This is a genomic window from Clostridium arbusti SL206, from assembly GCF_000246895.1.
Taxonomy (GTDB): domain Bacteria; phylum Bacillota; class Clostridia; order Clostridiales; family Clostridiaceae; genus Clostridium_I; species Clostridium_I arbusti.
In genome coordinates, this window is record NZ_BAEV01000095.1 from 1 (window position 1) to 15263 (window position 15263).

The window sequence follows — 15263 nt, forward strand, 5'->3', positions numbered from 1 at the left end:
TTTCTGCTACTTGACATAATTAACATCTCCTTTCTGATATTATGTTATGTGGTTTTGATAAACTTATTCTAGGTAATTAAAGGACAAGTTGGAAGTGAAAAATATAATAAACAACAATTTCTAATCAAACAATATATTATTTTATATTGCCAATATATTGTTTGATTAGAAATTGTAGTATAATTTATATGTTGAAATTAAAGTTACATATTCAATTTTCATTTATAACTAATAATATTAATTAAGCTTATAATTTTATATTTAATTTATAAATAATTTCATATAACTTGTAATGAAAAAATGAAAAGGAGAAATATTATATGGGCAGTATTGGAATATTGGTTTTGCTTATTTTAGGAATAATTCTTTTTATTTTAGGAAATAAAAAACAAAATACTAAAATAAAAAGAATAGGTATTATACTGATTTTATTTGCCATTGCAGTAGGGGTTCCAAGTTTGGTAAAAGGGTTTAAAGATGGTTTTATGTCTGGATTAAATAATTAATATAATCTTTGTAATGATAACTAAAAATATTTAATCAATATTAAAAAAGGTGTTGTTTTAAGACGAAATTAATGTGGACTTAAAAATATATAACTTATAATAGAATAAAAAAACACTATAAAACTTATTGTATTTTAATAGTTTTAAATTTTGATTATTAAGTTTTATGAATAACATCTTTAATAAAAATGCCTTATGATATATTTCATTGAGAAGTTATAGTATAATTTCTATAAAACCTTTAATATTTTTTCTATATCTTGCTTAGAGCTTTCAGAAGTTGAATTATTAACTACATGTAAGCATTCAATCTTTGGTAATGAAAAATTTTGGGACTTTATATATTCATCCCAGTTAGCTAGTTTCCAAGTATCTCTATCTGAATTTCTTTTTAACATTCTTTTATGTGAGACTTCAGGATCACAGTCAATCCAAACAGGTACAAGTTCAGCATTGTAGGTTTTAAGCTTTTCTTTTAAATTATCAATATATTTTTTATCTCTCAGTTCTTTTGAAAATGGTGCATTGAGGATTATATGTTCATTAAAAAGTAAACTTTCAAAAGTAATTTGTAATATGGCCTCATATTCTGCATCTCTTAAATATTTTTCAAAGAATTTTGAATCTCTATTATAGGGTTGATTTCCTGCCTTAAAGACCATTTTAGATAATGGGATTATAGAATCCTTATCTAAATATACAGGATTATTTAGTCGTTTTGCTAACTCCATAGATATGTAAGTTTTTCCACAGCCTGGGGGAGAACCTACAAGTATTAAGTATTTAGTCATTTCTTAGCACCTTCCTTTTATAAAAAATTTAGATTCAGTGAATATTACTATTATTATATATTATTTGTATATATTTATTTATAACAGATCAAAAATTGTAAGAAAGCTAATCTAGATGCAGATAAAATAAATAAGATTAAAAAACTTAATCCAATATACATAGAGCATAATAAGGAATATTTATACGAATATATTGAAAATTTAAAGACTAAAAATATATTTTTAATTTAGGAATTTAATTTGATATTTTGTTCAAAAATATAGTTTTGTTTGAATAATTCAGAATCTTTATTGTATAGTTAAACTTTTAATTAAGTGTTGACAAAAATCTATAATTGGAATAATATAGGTATATTGAATTTCATACTTTTTAAATAGGAATAGTAAGAAATGCTATTCGTTATTGAATATTTCTTTGTTAAGGTTATATAAAAAGAATAAATATTAGATTTTTCTTACAAAGTTGACCAGAAAAACTGGAGACTGAGTATTAATTTACTTAGTCTCTTTTTGTATTTAAAAAGTAGGTAAGATGTAAACGTAGATAATCCTCATATGTTATTTACATATAAGGTTAAGGGGATGAGGTTAATTGATAAAAATTAATAATCTAAATAAAAGCTTTAATACTCCATATGGGAAAATTGATGTACTTAAAAATATCAATTTAGAAATTAAAAAAGGAGATATATTCGGAATTATTGGTTTTAGTGGAGCAGGTAAATCTACAATGATAAGATGTATTAATAGATTAGAGGAACCAGATAAAGGAAGTATCATTATAGGAAATAAAGAAATCACTGCTATGAGTAAAAATGAGTTAAGAGAAATTAGAAAGAAGATAGGAATGATTTTCCAAAATTTTAGCCTATTTGACTCTAAAACAGTATTTCAAAATGTAGCTTTTCCATTACAAATTGCTGGATATCCACGTAAAAAGATTAAGGATAGGGTATATGAGATACTAGAACTAGTTGATTTAAAAGATAAGATAAATGCTTATCCATTACAATTAAGTGGGGGACAAAAACAGAGGGTAGGTATAGCTAGAGCACTAGCTAATGAACCAGATGTTTTGCTGAGCGATGAAGCAACTTCAGCTTTAGACCCACAAACAACTTTTTCTATTCTTGAATTATTGAAAACTATAAATAAAAAATTGGGTTTAACTATAGTTATGATAACTCATGAATTAGAAGTAGTTAAATATATCTGCAATAATATGGCTGTAATTGAAAATGGACATATTGTAGAGCGTGGAGCAACAGAACTTGTATTTTCTAATCCTAAAAGCGAAACGTCACAGAAATTTGTCAGTATAATGAATAGTTTAAATATAAAGAATACTTGTATAGGTGGTGATGGCATATGAGTGATGATTTAGTAGATATACTTTTAACTGGACTTGGAGAGACAATTCACATGGTTATTATTTCAGGGCTTATAGCTTTAGCCATTGGATTACCTTTAGGAATTATACTTGTGGTTACAAAAAAAGGACATATTTTAGGATGTAACGGAGTCAATAAAATTTTAAGTACAATAATTAATGCTATCCGTTCACTTCCATCTATAATATTAATTGTTATTTTACTTCCATTATCAAGATTGATTGTAGGAACAACCCTTGGAACGAATGCTGCAATTGTTCCTATATCTATTGGAGCTGCACCTTTTTTAGCAAGAATAATAGAAAACTGTGTGGAAGAAGTTGAATGGGATAAAATTGAAGCTGCCGAAGCAATGGGAGCAAGACCCTATGAAATTATATTAAAAGTTTTAATTCCAGAGGCACTTCCTGCACTAGTCAGAGGCGTTACAATTTCAATAATAGCAATAATAGAATTTACTGCTATAGCAGGTGCCATAGGCGCAGGGGGATTGGGAAGTATAGCTATACGTTTTGGATATCAAAGATTTAGAAATGATATTTTAGTAGCTACAGTAATAATATTAATAGTTTTAGTACAATTAATTCAGTTTACTGGAGATTTTATCTCTAAGTATATAAATAAGAAGAGATATAAAGTAGATGAGAGATGAAGGGGGTATTTTTTATGAAAAAGAGATTTTTAACAGTGGTAATTAGTGCAGTGGTAGCAATGGGGATTTTAGCAGGATGCAGTAATAATAGTAGTAATAACTCTACTAATGCTTCTGGTAGTGGAACGAAGGAAGTTACACTTACGGTTGGAGCAGCGGCTGAACCTCATGCAGTACTGCTTAACCATATTAAACCTGAATTAAAAAAGCAAGGAATTAATTTAGTTGTAAAAGTGCTAGATGATGAAAGCCAATTAAATCCTGCATTGCAAGATAAACAAATTGATGCAAATTATTTTCAGCATGTACCTTATTTAGATTCTGTTTCTAAGGAAAAAGGTTATGATTTTGCAGTAGTTGGTAAAATACATGTTGAGCCAATAGGGTTTTACTCTAGCAAAATTAAGTCGATTAATGATTTAAAGAATGGATCCACTATAGGAATACCAAATAACCCTTCTAATGAATACAGAGCATTGGCACTGCTACAGTCTAAAGGATTGATAAAATTGAAAAGTGGAATTGAAAACTATAGCGCTACACCTAAAGATATTGCAGAAAACCCTAAGAATCTTAAATTTAGTGAAGTGGATTCTGCTCAGCTTCCTAGATCTTTACCAGATTTAGATGGTGCAATAATAAACACTAATATTGTTATAGAAGCTAAAATAGATCCGAATACTGCACTATTTAGAGAAGATGCAAACTCACCCTATGCCAATGTAATAGTTGTAAGAAAAAGTGATGAAAATAAAAAGGAAATTAAAGCACTTGTTTCAGCATTACAGACTGATGATGTGAAAAAGTTTATAAAAGAAAAGTATGGAGTAGCTGTAGTTCCAGCTTTTTAATTAAATTATAATAGCTGATATAAATATATACTACAAGTCATTGTAGACTCTATAACTATTTTCTTGAAATTTAGCCCTAAGGGGCTATTTTTTATTGTTATAAAAAATAGTTTAATACAAATACTAAAAGTAATATGGAGGTGATGTATTTTGAAACAGAAAAAAGTTACAATAATTATTGCATTAATATTAGCTATTTCGTTTATTTCACTTTTTTTAATTCAATACTTTATATTTTACTCTAGTAAATCTACGTTCCCAGAAATGATAGAGGAAGTAGTAGAGTATTCTAGTAAAAATCAATGGGATAAAGCAAATGAAACATTGATGAAAGTTGAGAAAAAATGGAATGAGTCTCAGTTTGTAATCGCTATTAAATATGCAGATCAAGACTATTCTCTTTTAAATATACAGTTTGCTAGATTAAGGGGGGCAATTAACACTAAAGATGTTCATAGTGCGGAGAAAGAAGGAAAAGCATGTATTTTCATCTTTAAGAATATAACATCTATTTCACCTACCCCATAGAAAGGAGTTTTATTATGCTTAGTTTATTAGTGTATATAATAAGAAGTTTTGTACTTATATTGACAATATGGTTTATATGTAATTTTATAGGTAAGAAATCTTTAGCTCAGTTCACACCCTATGACGTTGCAGTACTTTTTATTATTTCAAATGTTATTTCTCAACCTATTGTAAATAAAGATCTATTTAAGACTTCGGCTGGAGTAATAGTTTTAGCTATTAGTATAGTGATAATATCAAAATTATCTCTTAATAAAAAATTTTATGGAATTGATGGTATGCCAAGTGTACTAATAGCTAATGGAAAACTTATTAAGAAAGAATTAAAAAGAAACAATATAAATCTATATACTCTCCTATCTATGCTGAGAGTTCAAGGATATAATAAGGTTGCTGATGTTAATTACGTTATACTTGAACCAAGCGGAGATATATCCGTAATACCTAAAAGTAGTGCAAGACCGGCTACTACAAGCGAAATGAATTTAACTTTCCCAGAGGAAGGTCTTACCTTTGCAGTTATTGTGGAGGGCAAAATAAATAAGAATATATTAACTTACGCAAAAATTAATGAGGATTGGCTTTTGCGTGAGCTACATAAAAACTACAAGGCAAAACCAAAAGATGTATTTTATGCAGAGATTGATTCTGATAAGAAGTTATATGCTGATCTTTATAAACAGACTTCTTAGATTTATTATATAGTCTTATTCCATTTAAATTTTAACAGCTATTATCTAGGGACGTAATGATGTTATATTTATTTTTACCAAGTAAAATTTATATGAGAATCCTTTTAATGCCCCTATTCATCAGAGATTAGAAAGATTTTCCCCTTTATCTTAAAAAATGAAAAAATCGTTGGTAAAGTCTTAATAAAACCCTTTATTATCATGGCTTAAACCATTATAAAACTTTTATTGTATTTAGAATACCACCGATTTTACCCAACATCATAAACTTAAGGAAACCTGATAAACAAAAATGTTATATCAAATTCCCTAATAATGTCTATATTATTGAATGATTTTTAATACAAGGCAAGAGCCTAGAGATTTCAATCTAGGCTCTATTTTACTCTAATATAATTAAAATTTGCTAAACATGAATTTCCTTAGGTTCTTCATTAATTAACTCAAGAATATCTTCAAGTTTGAAACCTAATAGTATTTCTTTTCTAATTACATCTCTAAGAGTTGTTTGAACAGATTTATCAATTAACAACAAAGATTCCAATACATCATCGTCGCATTTATCATCATGAAGTATAGCTTGAATTTTTTCACCCTCAGCATTAATAATATGGGCTAATCCTAATTCTTCTAGTGCAACAGAAGATAATAGTAAATTGATTACTTCATTTCTAGTTAAAGTAATTTTTGGATCTACATCAGGAACATTTGGCATACCCATTTTAATCCACCCTCCAATCAATATATAATATGCAGAAAGATAAAAAAGTGTATAAGATTAATAGCATGATCATTTAAAATATTTATACATAAAATAAAAGCCTAGGATAGCAATCTAGGCTTTTGAAGATGGAGCTACTTATGACAAAAATCACTCATTTAAGATTATTGACAGATATTTGGAATGTATTCAGATGTATTTAAATAGAGCAAAGAATCCAGATGGTACAGTCTTTTCTACGTTGAGCCTTAACAGATGTATCTAAATTTAGCAATCACAATAAACCTCTTAACCTCTAAAATATCTGTATAAGGCATATTCAAATAAATAACTAGTCAGTATGCTAGTATATTTGACTTACTATTTATTTTCATATACCTAACTAATTTTAAAATATATGATAAATATCTAAAATTATATAAAATAGTCTATGTAAACGCTATAAAAATGTTATAATTATTTAATATAGAGGATATACAAAGTTCAGGATTAGGGGGAGAGAAATTAGCATGAATAAAAAAATGATATTTTTTGATATTGATGGTACTATAGTAACCGAAAATACGCATATATGCCCTGAAAGTACCGTAAATGCAATAAAAAAGGCTCGTGAAAATGGTCATTTAACTTTTATTAACACTGGTAGAACCTTTTGTAATGTAAATGAAGAAATACGCAATATTGGATTTGATGGATGTGTTTGTGGATGTGGAACATATATTAACTATAAGGGAAAAGAGCTTTTATATAGAGCTGTACCACATGAGAGTTGTGTTGATATTGTACAAAAGGTACGTGAATTCAAAGTGGAAGCGCTTTTTGAAGGTTTAAATGACATTTTTTTTGATCAATCAAAAGCTGCCACTGATGATATAGTTCAGCTAAAAGCTCAATTTGGTGCACAGGGACTTGATGTTTCAAAATCTTGGGATGATCCGGAACTTGTTTTTGATAAATTTGTTATATGGTTAAATGAAGATAGTAATTATGAAAGTTTTTATTCTTATATTACTAAGGATTTTGATTATATTGATAGAGGTAATAATTTTGGAGAGATTGTTCCTAAAGGATATTCTAAGGCAACTGGAATTAAATTTCTTCAAGAATATTTTAATATACCATTAGAAGACTGTTATGCAATTGGTGATAGTTCCAATGATTTACCAATGCTTGAATATGTTCCTAATAGCATTGCTATGGGTAATGGAACACCATTTTTGTTTGATTCTGTATCATTTGTTACAAAGGATATAGAGGATGATGGAATTGAACATGCATTAACACATTATGGAATTATATAGAAATTAAGAGTTAATAGATTTAAGCTGACTGTTAGGATGTTTTTCTGGTCACAAAATATTCATGTAAAATGTTTACAGTTTATATTTGAATGTTTTGACAGTAATAAATATGAATACTATACTTAAATTAAAAATATTTTATTATCTTAGGAGTTGTAAATATGAAAAATACAGTATTTTTAAATTCTAAAAAATTGAATTTCGATAATAACATTAATTTTTCTAATCTAAACAATTTTACTAAAGTTACACAATATGATAGTAGTATTGAAAGTGAAATACTTGGGAAAGTTAAAGGACAGAATATAGTAGTAACTAAGGAACTACCTCTAAGTGGAGAATTAATAGCTAAATTTCCATCATCTGTGGAACTTATCTGTGAAGCTGGTACAGGCTATAATAATATAGATATAAAAGCTGCAAGAGAAAAGAATATTACTGTATGTAATGTTCCTGGTTATAGTACTGATGCTGTAGCACAACTTGTTGTAGCTTTTATATTAAATTTAAGTTCATCACTTTCAAAGCAGCAAGTTATGATTAAACAAAATAATTTCGATAATTTTAGTAAGGATTTACAAGTACCTCACTTTGAGATAAGTGGAAAAACTTTAGGGGTAATCGGAGCAGGTGCTATAGGACAGCGTGTAATAAAAACCGCACTAAGCTTAGGGATGAAGGTATTAGTACACAATAGAAGTGTAAAAGCTATTGATAATGTTGAGTTTGTTTCTTTAGAGGAATTACTTAAAAAGAGTGATTTTGTAACACTTCATTGTGCACTTACAAAAGATACAAAATATCTTATAGATACTAATAAATTAAAGCTTATGAAGGCTTCTGCATTTATTATAAATACAGCAAGAGGAGCTATGATAAAAGAATCAGATTTAATTGAGGCCCTTAGAAATAAAAAAATTGCGGGAGCAGCCTTAGATGTTCAATATCCAGAACCACCAGCTTTTGATAATCCACTTTTTTCTATGGATAATGTGATTTTGACTCCACATATAGGGTGTAAATGTATTGAGTCAAGGCAAAGGCTTCTTGAACTTTTAGGTGGAAATATAGAGGCTTATATAAATGGTAAGGCAATTAATGTAGTTAACTTATGATATAGATTCGTTTAATAAGAAATAAAGTACTAACTTTTTATGTTGGTACTTTATTTCTTTATTTATATACTAAAAATAATTTAAGATAGATAATGTTATTTTTTACTATGATAGGATTAATGTAATAATTATAAATGGTGAAACATATGTTAAAATGTATATTTATAAAAATATACTAATAAGATAATAGTATATTTTATATGTAAGTGAACTGGTTTCAGTAAGCTGAAACATCGGGAAATCAGGTAGGTACTCTACGTCATATGATTGAAAAGTCCCACCTACGATTGGCTTAGAGGTGGAGGTATTAACCTTTAATGCATGAAAAGATAAAAAATGAGATGATTTATGTTAATCGATAAATAATAAAAGATTGATATTTTATCTAAGGATTTTTTAACAATTTAGTAAAAATATTGATAAGGTTTAGCAATTCAAGTAAAATAATGTCCGATAGGTAATTAATCTTTCATTTTCATAATATTATTTAAAAGAAAGATTTTATATGAATTGTATATTTTGTCTATTTTAATATGCTAAAAATGGGAGTTAGAATATGATAGGTATATCTAAATTATTATGTGGAACTGAAAGCTTTGGAGATAAATTGCGATATGTTCATGGAGCTAATACACAAAAAAATGGTGTTAGCGAGGGGCGCGGTCCTGTGGTGGTATGGAATTGTACTAGAACCTGTAATTTAAAGTGTAAGCACTGTTATGCTAATTCAGATAGTAAAAGCTATGAGGGAGAACTTAGCACTAAAGAGGCAAAGGCTTTTATTGACAACCTAAGGGAATTCAAAGTACCAGTAATCCTATTTTCCGGAGGTGAACCTCTGATTCGTAGGGATTTATTTGAATTGCTTCAGTATGCAAAAGAAAGAAATATAAGGAGTACCATTTCAACTAATGGTACTCTTATTGATAGGGATATTGCAGTTAAACTTAAACAGTGTGGAGTAGGATATGTAGGTATAAGCCTAGATGGAATTGGGAAGAACCATGATGAATTTAGGGGTACTAAAGGTGCTTTTGAAAGTGCTTTAAAGGGTATTAGAAATTGCAAGAATGCAGGCCAAAAGGTTGGATTAAGATTTACTATAAATAAGCATAACTATAGTGAATTAGAAGATATATTCAATCTCATAAAAGAAGAAAATATTAATCGTGTTTGTTTTTATCATTTAGTGTACTCGGGGCGTGGTAGTTCTATGATTAATGAAGATATATCTCACGATGAAGCTAGAACGGCAATGGAACTAATTACTAAAAAGACTTTGGAATTAGGCAATAAGGTAGAGATACTAACTGTAGATAATCATGCAGATTCAGTTTATCTTTATATGTATGCAAGAGAAAAATATCCTGAATTAGCAGATAACATTATTAAGTTAATGAAAAGTAATGGGGGGAATCGTTCTGGAATAGCTATTGCAAATGTGGACTATAGAGGAAATGTTCATGCAGATCAGTTTACACAGCAATATACTTTTGGAAATGTTAAGGAGAGAAACTTCAGTGAAATTTGGATAGACAATTCTAATAAAATCATGAAGGGTTTAAAGAATAGAAAGGCCATATTAAAGGGAAGATGTGGAAGTTGTAAGTGGCTTGATGTTTGTAATGGTAATTTTAGATCAAGAGCAGAGGCTGTAACAGGAGAGTTTTGGGCATCAGATCCAGCGTGCTATCTTACTAATAAGGAAATAGGTGTATCTGAAAAAATGGGATTAGTCTGAGGAGGATTCATTTATGATTATGTCTTGGAATACTACTAATAAATGCAATATGTATTGTAAGCATTGCTACAGAGATTCTGGAAATAAAGCTAAGAATGAATTAAGTACAGAAGAGGGAAAGTTACTTTTAGATGAAGTAGTAAAGGCTGGGTTTAAGATAATGATTTTCTCTGGTGGGGAGCCTCTTATGCGTCCGGATATTTATGAATTAGTAGAGTATGCAACAAAGATTGGATTAAGGCCAGTGCTCGGAAGTAATGGTACACTTATAACTTTAGAAGTTGCTAGAAAGTTAAAAGCTGCAGGGGTTATGGGAATAGGAATTAGTTTAGATAGTTTAAACCCCGTAAAACATGATGAATTTAGAAAGTATAAAGAGGGTTGGAATAAGGCAGTTACAGGAATGAAGAATTGTAAAGAAGTTAAGTTACCATTTCAGATACACACTACTGTAATGGATTGGAATAAGAATGAAATATTAGATATAACTGATTTTGCTATTAGTATGGGAGCTGTAGCGCACCATATATTTTTTATGGTTCCTACAGGAAGAGGAACTAGTATAGAAAATGAAGTTCTAAGTAAAATGCAGTATGAAAAAACTTTAAAGGATATAATGCTAAAACAGAAAGAAGTATCTATAGAATTAAAGCCTACTTGTGCACCCCAGTTCATGAGAATAGCCAAGGAAAATGATGTTAAAACAAGGTTTAGAAAAGGCTGTATAGCTGGAACTAGTTATTGTATTATAAGTCCTAGCGGGAATGTTCAACCCTGTGCTTATTTAAATTTACCAATTGGAAACGTGAGAGAAACTCCTTTTAGTGAAATATGGAATGATAGTTTGGTATTTAAAAGATTGAGAACTTTAGATTACAAAGGTAAATGTGGTGTTTGTAGTTATAAAAAAGCTTGTGGTGGATGTAGAGCACGTGCAGCTTTTTATAATGATGAAGATATAATGGCTGAAGACATTTGGTGCTTATATTCGGATAATAAGGAGAGAATATAAGTAATGAATAAAGAAAAAAGAGAGGTCCTTAATTTAATACAAAAGCAAATTCCCTTGGATAATAGACCATTCTTAACAATTGCTAGCAAACTTAATATTACAGAAGAAAGAGTTATTAATATTATTAAAGAATTAAAAAAAGATGGTTATATTAGGAGAATAGGTGGGATTTTTAATTCAAAAAAATTGGGATACTGCAGCACATTATGTGCTATAAAAGTACCTTATGAAAGAGTACCTGAGGTGTCAGATTTTATAAACAGTTATAATGGTGTTACGCATAACTATCTACGAAATAATCCTTATAATATGTGGTTTACAGTGATTGCATCATCTGAGGGAGAAATTAAAAGATTTTTAAAAGATGTAGAAACTCATACAGGTATTAATGAAATATTGGAGTTACCTTCAATAGAAGTATTTAAAATTAACGCTACTTTTAATATTAAGGAGTGAGAATATGCTAGATCTTTTAGATATTAACATTATTCGCAAGATACAAGAGGATATTCCTATTGTACAAGAACCTTATAAACAAATAGCTAAAGAGCTTGGGATTTCTGAAGATGAACTGTTAGATAAAATTCATAGACTTTGTAGTAATGGTATTATTCGTAGATTTGGAGCCATTTTAAATCATAGAAACGCAGGATTTACTTCAAATGCTATGGTTGTATGGAATATACCAATGGAAAGAATTAAAGAAGCAAGTAAAATTATGGTGAAGTTTTCATCGGTTAGCCATTGTTATAGACGCCCTATATTTCCGGAGTGGCCTTATAATATTTTTACTATGATTCATGGAGAGACAAAAGAACAATGTGAAAAAATAGTTGAAGAAATTTCAAAGGCTAGCAAGATTAGTGATTATGTAATATTATATAGTACATGTGAACTTAAGAAAACAAGCATGAAATATTTTAATGATGAAATATTTCATAGTGTTTTTTAATACTTATATATAGATATTAAAACAACTCTCGTAGGTATGATGTGTGGAGCATGTATATTCTAAATTTACACAACATACCTGTTTTTGAGAGTTATCTTTAATCTTATATTGTCAATTAGTTTTAATATTCATCCCAGTCGTCATCGAATCCGCCAAATGGGAAAAAGAATGGAAAAATAATAAAAGGAAATTGTTGTCTACGTCTACGTCTTCTACGCCTTCTACGTCTGGGTCTTCCATAGTCTCCCTGCCTATATTCATAATCATCATCTACATCTAGGTATTCATAATCATATGGACTTTCATAGTCATCATATCCATATTCACCTATAGGTTCAGGGTAGTCTCTATAGTTATTACATAGAGGACAATAATATGATGGATAAGTACTGTAATTACAATTTATATCTTGTTGTTCAGAATAATTATTGATTTTCGGATTGTTATTATCGATATTATTATTCACGATATACCTCCATAAAATTTACTATAATTGTATAATATGCATAAACAATATAATTGGTTAGTAATTCAAAATATTAAAATAACAAAGAAAATATTATTATATTGAATGTTTGACAGTAATTTATAATAAATAATGTTAATTAGATAATATTATGTCTAATAATTAATATAAAATACAATATTTTCTCAATTATATTAGTGATAATAGGTAAAAAAATGAAAAATTAATACTTTACATAAAGCTTTATTGATAATGTGATAAAATTATTGACTTTATTTAAGAAACTAAGTAAAATATTACTCAGTGGCAAATTAATCTTTTGTTTTTATTTTAACAATATTATTTAAAGGGGGACTTTATATGAACGTAAATTCAGGCGATACAGCATTCGTCATTATTGCAGCTGCTTTAGTTATGCTAATGACTCCAGGATTAGCATTATTTTATGGAGGTATGGTTAGAAGAAAAAATGTATTGAGTACTACTATGCATAGCTATGCAGCACTTGCAATTGTATCAATTCAATGGATATTTATAGGATACACCTTATGTTTTGGATCCGATATCGGCGGAATAATAGGTAATTTTAAATTTTTGGGATTAGATGGTGTAGGTTTTGCACCAAATGCTGATTATGCAGCTACAATACCACAACAGGTATTTATGTTATTCCAACTTATGTTTGCAATAATAACTCCAGCTTTAATTTCGGGAGCAATTGCTGAAAGAATGAAATTCTTGGCATTTGCATTATTTGTTCTACTATGGACAACATTAGTTTATGATCCAATTGCCCATTGGGTATGGGGAGTAGGCGGTTGGATAAGAACTCTAGGAGCTTTAGACTTTGCAGGAGGAAACGTTGTTCATATAAGTTCTGGTATATCTGGACTTGTAGCAGCAATAGTTCTAGGTAAAAGGAAAAAAATATCAATACCACATAATCTTCCTATGACAATTTTAGGAGCAGCTCTATTGTGGTTTGGATGGTTTGGATTTAATGCAGGAAGCGCATTGGGAATAAATGCGTTAGCAGGAAGTGCATTCCTTACAACTAATACAGCAGCAGCAGCAGCAGCTATAGCTTGGAGTGCTTGTGAGTATATTCATAGAAAGAAAGTTACATCACTAGGCGTTGCTAGTGGAATAATAGCAGGACTTGTATCTATAACTCCAGGTTCAGGATTTGTAACACCAATGGCTTCATTAGTTATTGGATTATTAGGAGGAATTATTTGTTTCTACTCCGTTACAATTATGAAAGCAAAACTTGGCTATGATGATGCTTTAGATGCTTTTGGATGTCATGGAGTTGGTGGAATATGGGGCGGTATAGCTACAGGAATTTTTGCTTCAACAGCAGTAAACTCTGCTGGAGCAAACGGATTATATTATGGAAATATTAAATTATTAGGTGCTCAACTTGTAGCTATTATAGCAACTGTTGCATATTCAGCAATAATGACATTTATCATATTAAAAGTGGTAGATAAGATTATGGGAATCCGAGTAAGTGAAGAAGATGAGCAGACAGGATTAGATGTTACACTTCATGGTGAAGAAGCTTACGGTGGAGTAAACTAATATTAAGAATAAACATTTTGTTAAATGTATATTATAGTATAAAAAGGGGGTATTACTATGAGTGGAAAACTTACTAAGGTGGATATTATAACTGCTCCGGGGAAGTTTGAGGAACTAAAAAATGCTTTAAGTAATATTGGAGTTACTGGCATGACAGTTTCAAATGTTTTAGGTTGTGGAATGCAAAAAGGACATAAAGAATATTATCGTGGAACAACTGTAGATATAAAATTATTGCCTAAAATAAAAGTAGAAATAGTTGTATGTGATGTACCTGTTGAGTCTGTAGTTGAAATAGCAAAAAAAATACTGCATACAGGTAAAATAGGAGATGGAAAAATATTCGTTTATGATGTACAAAATGTTATACGCATAAGTAGTGGAGACGAAGGAAGAGATGCTTTGCAGTATAAGGAGTAAATTTGATTTTCTATTAATCATTGTTTGGATCATTTAAAAGAGTAAAGGGTACCAACCTAGTTTCAGGAGTTGGTGCCCTTTCTTTGTGATCCTAGTATTTCATTGACTTAAAAAGCAACAGAATGTCCATATTCCAGTTAAGGCATATTCAAATAAATAACTAGTCAGTATGTTAGCCTATTTTGAATCCTACTGCGTCAGCAGAACCCTCAGATAGCCAAACTATCTTCGGAACCTGCTTCCTTGCTCAATTCAAAATATTTGTCGCATCTTTGACTTACTATTTATTTTCACATGTCTAATAACTTTAAATAATCGATTGATATTGGTTGCTTAATTTATAATAAATATAAAAAGCATGTATATAATATGTAGATATAATTAATAAATTGTTAATTATATTGACAATAGCAATAAAATATAATAATATGTTTACATAGTAAAAATATTGGAATTGTATATAATAATCAACTAATGTAAATCATTTAATAGTTGACCAGAAAACTGGAGGCTAAATATCTATTTATTATTAATAGGTAT

The 15263-nt window shown here is 29.2% G+C and carries 17 protein-coding genes; 14 read left to right on the forward strand and 3 right to left on the reverse strand.

What is annotated here, in order from left to right; translation table 11 throughout:
* Nucleotides 1–320: 320 nt before the first annotated feature.
* On the forward strand, nt 321–506 hold the full coding sequence (locus RH99_RS14570) for a hypothetical protein (RefSeq protein WP_010239777.1): 186 nt from the start codon (nt 321–323) through the stop codon (nt 504–506).
* Between the two features lie 230 nt (nt 507–736).
* Here RH99_RS14570 and RH99_RS14575 read toward each other — a convergent pair whose 3' ends face one another.
* Nucleotides 737–1297, reverse strand: coding sequence for a P-loop nucleotide/nucleoside kinase family protein (locus RH99_RS14575; protein WP_010239779.1), 561 nt, complete (start codon nt 1295–1297; stop codon nt 737–739).
* A 592-nt stretch (nt 1298–1889) separates the two neighbouring features.
* Between RH99_RS14575 and RH99_RS14580 the strand changes: the two genes are divergently transcribed.
* From RH99_RS14580 to RH99_RS14600, 5 genes are all read left to right on the forward strand, one after another.
* On the forward strand, nt 1890–2669 hold the full coding sequence (locus RH99_RS14580) for a methionine ABC transporter ATP-binding protein (protein WP_010239781.1): 780 nt from the start codon (nt 1890–1892) through the stop codon (nt 2667–2669).
* Entirely contained in the window at nt 2666–3340 is a 675-nt protein-coding gene (locus RH99_RS14585) for a methionine ABC transporter permease (protein ID WP_010239783.1), read from the forward strand. The genes RH99_RS14580 and RH99_RS14585 overlap by 4 nt, the downstream gene beginning before the upstream one ends.
* A gap of 14 nt (nt 3341–3354) precedes the next feature.
* Entirely contained in the window at nt 3355–4191 is an 837-nt protein-coding gene (locus tag RH99_RS14590; protein ID WP_010239785.1) for a MetQ/NlpA family ABC transporter substrate-binding protein, read from the forward strand.
* Nucleotides 4192–4341: 150 nt separating this feature from the next.
* Nucleotides 4342–4719, forward strand: a complete 378-nt coding sequence (locus RH99_RS14595; RefSeq protein WP_010239787.1) for a DUF4363 family protein — start codon at nt 4342–4344, stop codon at nt 4717–4719.
* 14 nt (nt 4720–4733) lie between these two features.
* On the forward strand, nt 4734–5411 hold the full coding sequence (locus tag RH99_RS14600) for a DUF421 domain-containing protein (RefSeq protein ID WP_010239790.1): 678 nt from the start codon (nt 4734–4736) through the stop codon (nt 5409–5411).
* A 406-nt stretch (nt 5412–5817) separates the two neighbouring features.
* On the opposite strand, the gene RH99_RS14605 is transcribed toward RH99_RS14600, so the two are convergent.
* Nucleotides 5818–6132, reverse strand: coding sequence for an alpha-helical endospore appendage domain-containing protein (locus RH99_RS14605; RefSeq protein ID WP_010239793.1), 315 nt, complete (start codon nt 6130–6132; stop codon nt 5818–5820).
* 509 nt (nt 6133–6641) lie between these two features.
* On the opposite strand from RH99_RS14605, the gene RH99_RS14610 reads away from it, so the two are divergent.
* From RH99_RS14610 to ahbB, 6 genes are all read left to right on the forward strand, one after another.
* Nucleotides 6642–7433 (forward strand): Cof-type HAD-IIB family hydrolase, encoded by a 792-nt coding sequence (locus RH99_RS14610; RefSeq protein WP_010239796.1) that lies wholly within the window; start codon nt 6642–6644, stop codon nt 7431–7433.
* 161 nt (nt 7434–7594) lie between these two features.
* Nucleotides 7595–8548 carry a 2-hydroxyacid dehydrogenase gene (locus RH99_RS14615; RefSeq protein WP_010239799.1) on the forward strand — a complete coding sequence of 318 codons (954 nt, stop codon included), beginning with the start codon at nt 7595–7597 and terminating at the stop codon, nt 8546–8548.
* A 556-nt stretch (nt 8549–9104) separates the two neighbouring features.
* On the forward strand, nt 9105–10289 hold the full coding sequence (gene nirJ1, locus RH99_RS14620) for a putative heme d1 biosynthesis radical SAM protein NirJ1 (RefSeq protein ID WP_010239802.1): 1185 nt from the start codon (nt 9105–9107) through the stop codon (nt 10287–10289).
* A 13-nt stretch (nt 10290–10302) separates the two neighbouring features.
* Nucleotides 10303–11301: a putative heme d1 biosynthesis radical SAM protein NirJ2 gene (gene nirJ2, locus RH99_RS14625; protein WP_010239805.1), complete on the forward strand. Its 999-nt coding sequence runs from the start codon at nt 10303–10305 to the stop codon at nt 11299–11301.
* 3 nt (nt 11302–11304) lie between these two features.
* Nucleotides 11305–11757 (forward strand): siroheme decarboxylase subunit alpha, encoded by a 453-nt coding sequence (gene ahbA / locus RH99_RS14630; RefSeq protein ID WP_010239808.1) that lies wholly within the window; start codon nt 11305–11307, stop codon nt 11755–11757.
* A gap of 4 nt (nt 11758–11761) precedes the next feature.
* Complete coding sequence (gene ahbB / locus RH99_RS14635) at nt 11762–12253, forward strand: siroheme decarboxylase subunit beta (RefSeq protein ID WP_010239811.1); 492 nt, start codon at nt 11762–11764, stop codon at nt 12251–12253.
* 121 nt (nt 12254–12374) lie between these two features.
* Here the strand turns inward: ahbB and RH99_RS14640 are convergent, their stop codons facing one another.
* Nucleotides 12375–12719, reverse strand: coding sequence for a hypothetical protein (locus RH99_RS14640; protein ID WP_010239814.1), 345 nt, complete (start codon nt 12717–12719; stop codon nt 12375–12377).
* A 360-nt stretch (nt 12720–13079) separates the two neighbouring features.
* On the opposite strand from RH99_RS14640, the gene RH99_RS14645 reads away from it, so the two are divergent.
* On the forward strand, nt 13080–14303 hold the full coding sequence (locus tag RH99_RS14645) for an ammonium transporter (RefSeq protein WP_010239816.1): 1224 nt from the start codon (nt 13080–13082) through the stop codon (nt 14301–14303).
* 57 nt (nt 14304–14360) lie between these two features.
* Complete coding sequence (locus RH99_RS14650; RefSeq protein ID WP_010239819.1) at nt 14361–14723, forward strand: P-II family nitrogen regulator; 363 nt, start codon at nt 14361–14363, stop codon at nt 14721–14723.
* Nucleotides 14724–15263: the final 540 nt, after the last annotated feature.

Coding starts and splice junctions, on each gene's coding strand:
- RH99_RS14605 (WP_010239793.1), bottom strand. CDS start 6,132: ATGGGTATGCCAAATGTTCCTGATGTAGATCCAAAAATTACTTTAACT.
- nirJ2 (WP_010239805.1), top strand. CDS start 10,303: ATGATTATGTCTTGGAATACTACTAATAAATGCAATATGTATTGTAAG.
- RH99_RS14645 (WP_010239816.1), top strand. CDS start 13,080: ATGAACGTAAATTCAGGCGATACAGCATTCGTCATTATTGCAGCTGCT.
- RH99_RS14615 (WP_010239799.1), top strand. CDS start 7,595: ATGAAAAATACAGTATTTTTAAATTCTAAAAAATTGAATTTCGATAAT.
- RH99_RS14600 (WP_010239790.1), top strand. CDS start 4,734: ATGCTTAGTTTATTAGTGTATATAATAAGAAGTTTTGTACTTATATTG.
- ahbB (WP_010239811.1), top strand. CDS start 11,762: ATGCTAGATCTTTTAGATATTAACATTATTCGCAAGATACAAGAGGAT.
- RH99_RS14570 (WP_010239777.1), top strand. CDS start 321: ATGGGCAGTATTGGAATATTGGTTTTGCTTATTTTAGGAATAATTCTT.
- RH99_RS14610 (WP_010239796.1), top strand. CDS start 6,642: ATGAATAAAAAAATGATATTTTTTGATATTGATGGTACTATAGTAACC.
- RH99_RS14585 (WP_010239783.1), top strand. CDS start 2,666: ATGAGTGATGATTTAGTAGATATACTTTTAACTGGACTTGGAGAGACA.
- RH99_RS14650 (WP_010239819.1), top strand. CDS start 14,361: ATGAGTGGAAAACTTACTAAGGTGGATATTATAACTGCTCCGGGGAAG.
- RH99_RS14575 (WP_010239779.1), bottom strand. CDS start 1,297: ATGACTAAATACTTAATACTTGTAGGTTCTCCCCCAGGCTGTGGAAAA.
- ahbA (WP_010239808.1), top strand. CDS start 11,305: ATGAATAAAGAAAAAAGAGAGGTCCTTAATTTAATACAAAAGCAAATT.
- nirJ1 (WP_010239802.1), top strand. CDS start 9,105: ATGATAGGTATATCTAAATTATTATGTGGAACTGAAAGCTTTGGAGAT.
- RH99_RS14590 (WP_010239785.1), top strand. CDS start 3,355: ATGAAAAAGAGATTTTTAACAGTGGTAATTAGTGCAGTGGTAGCAATG.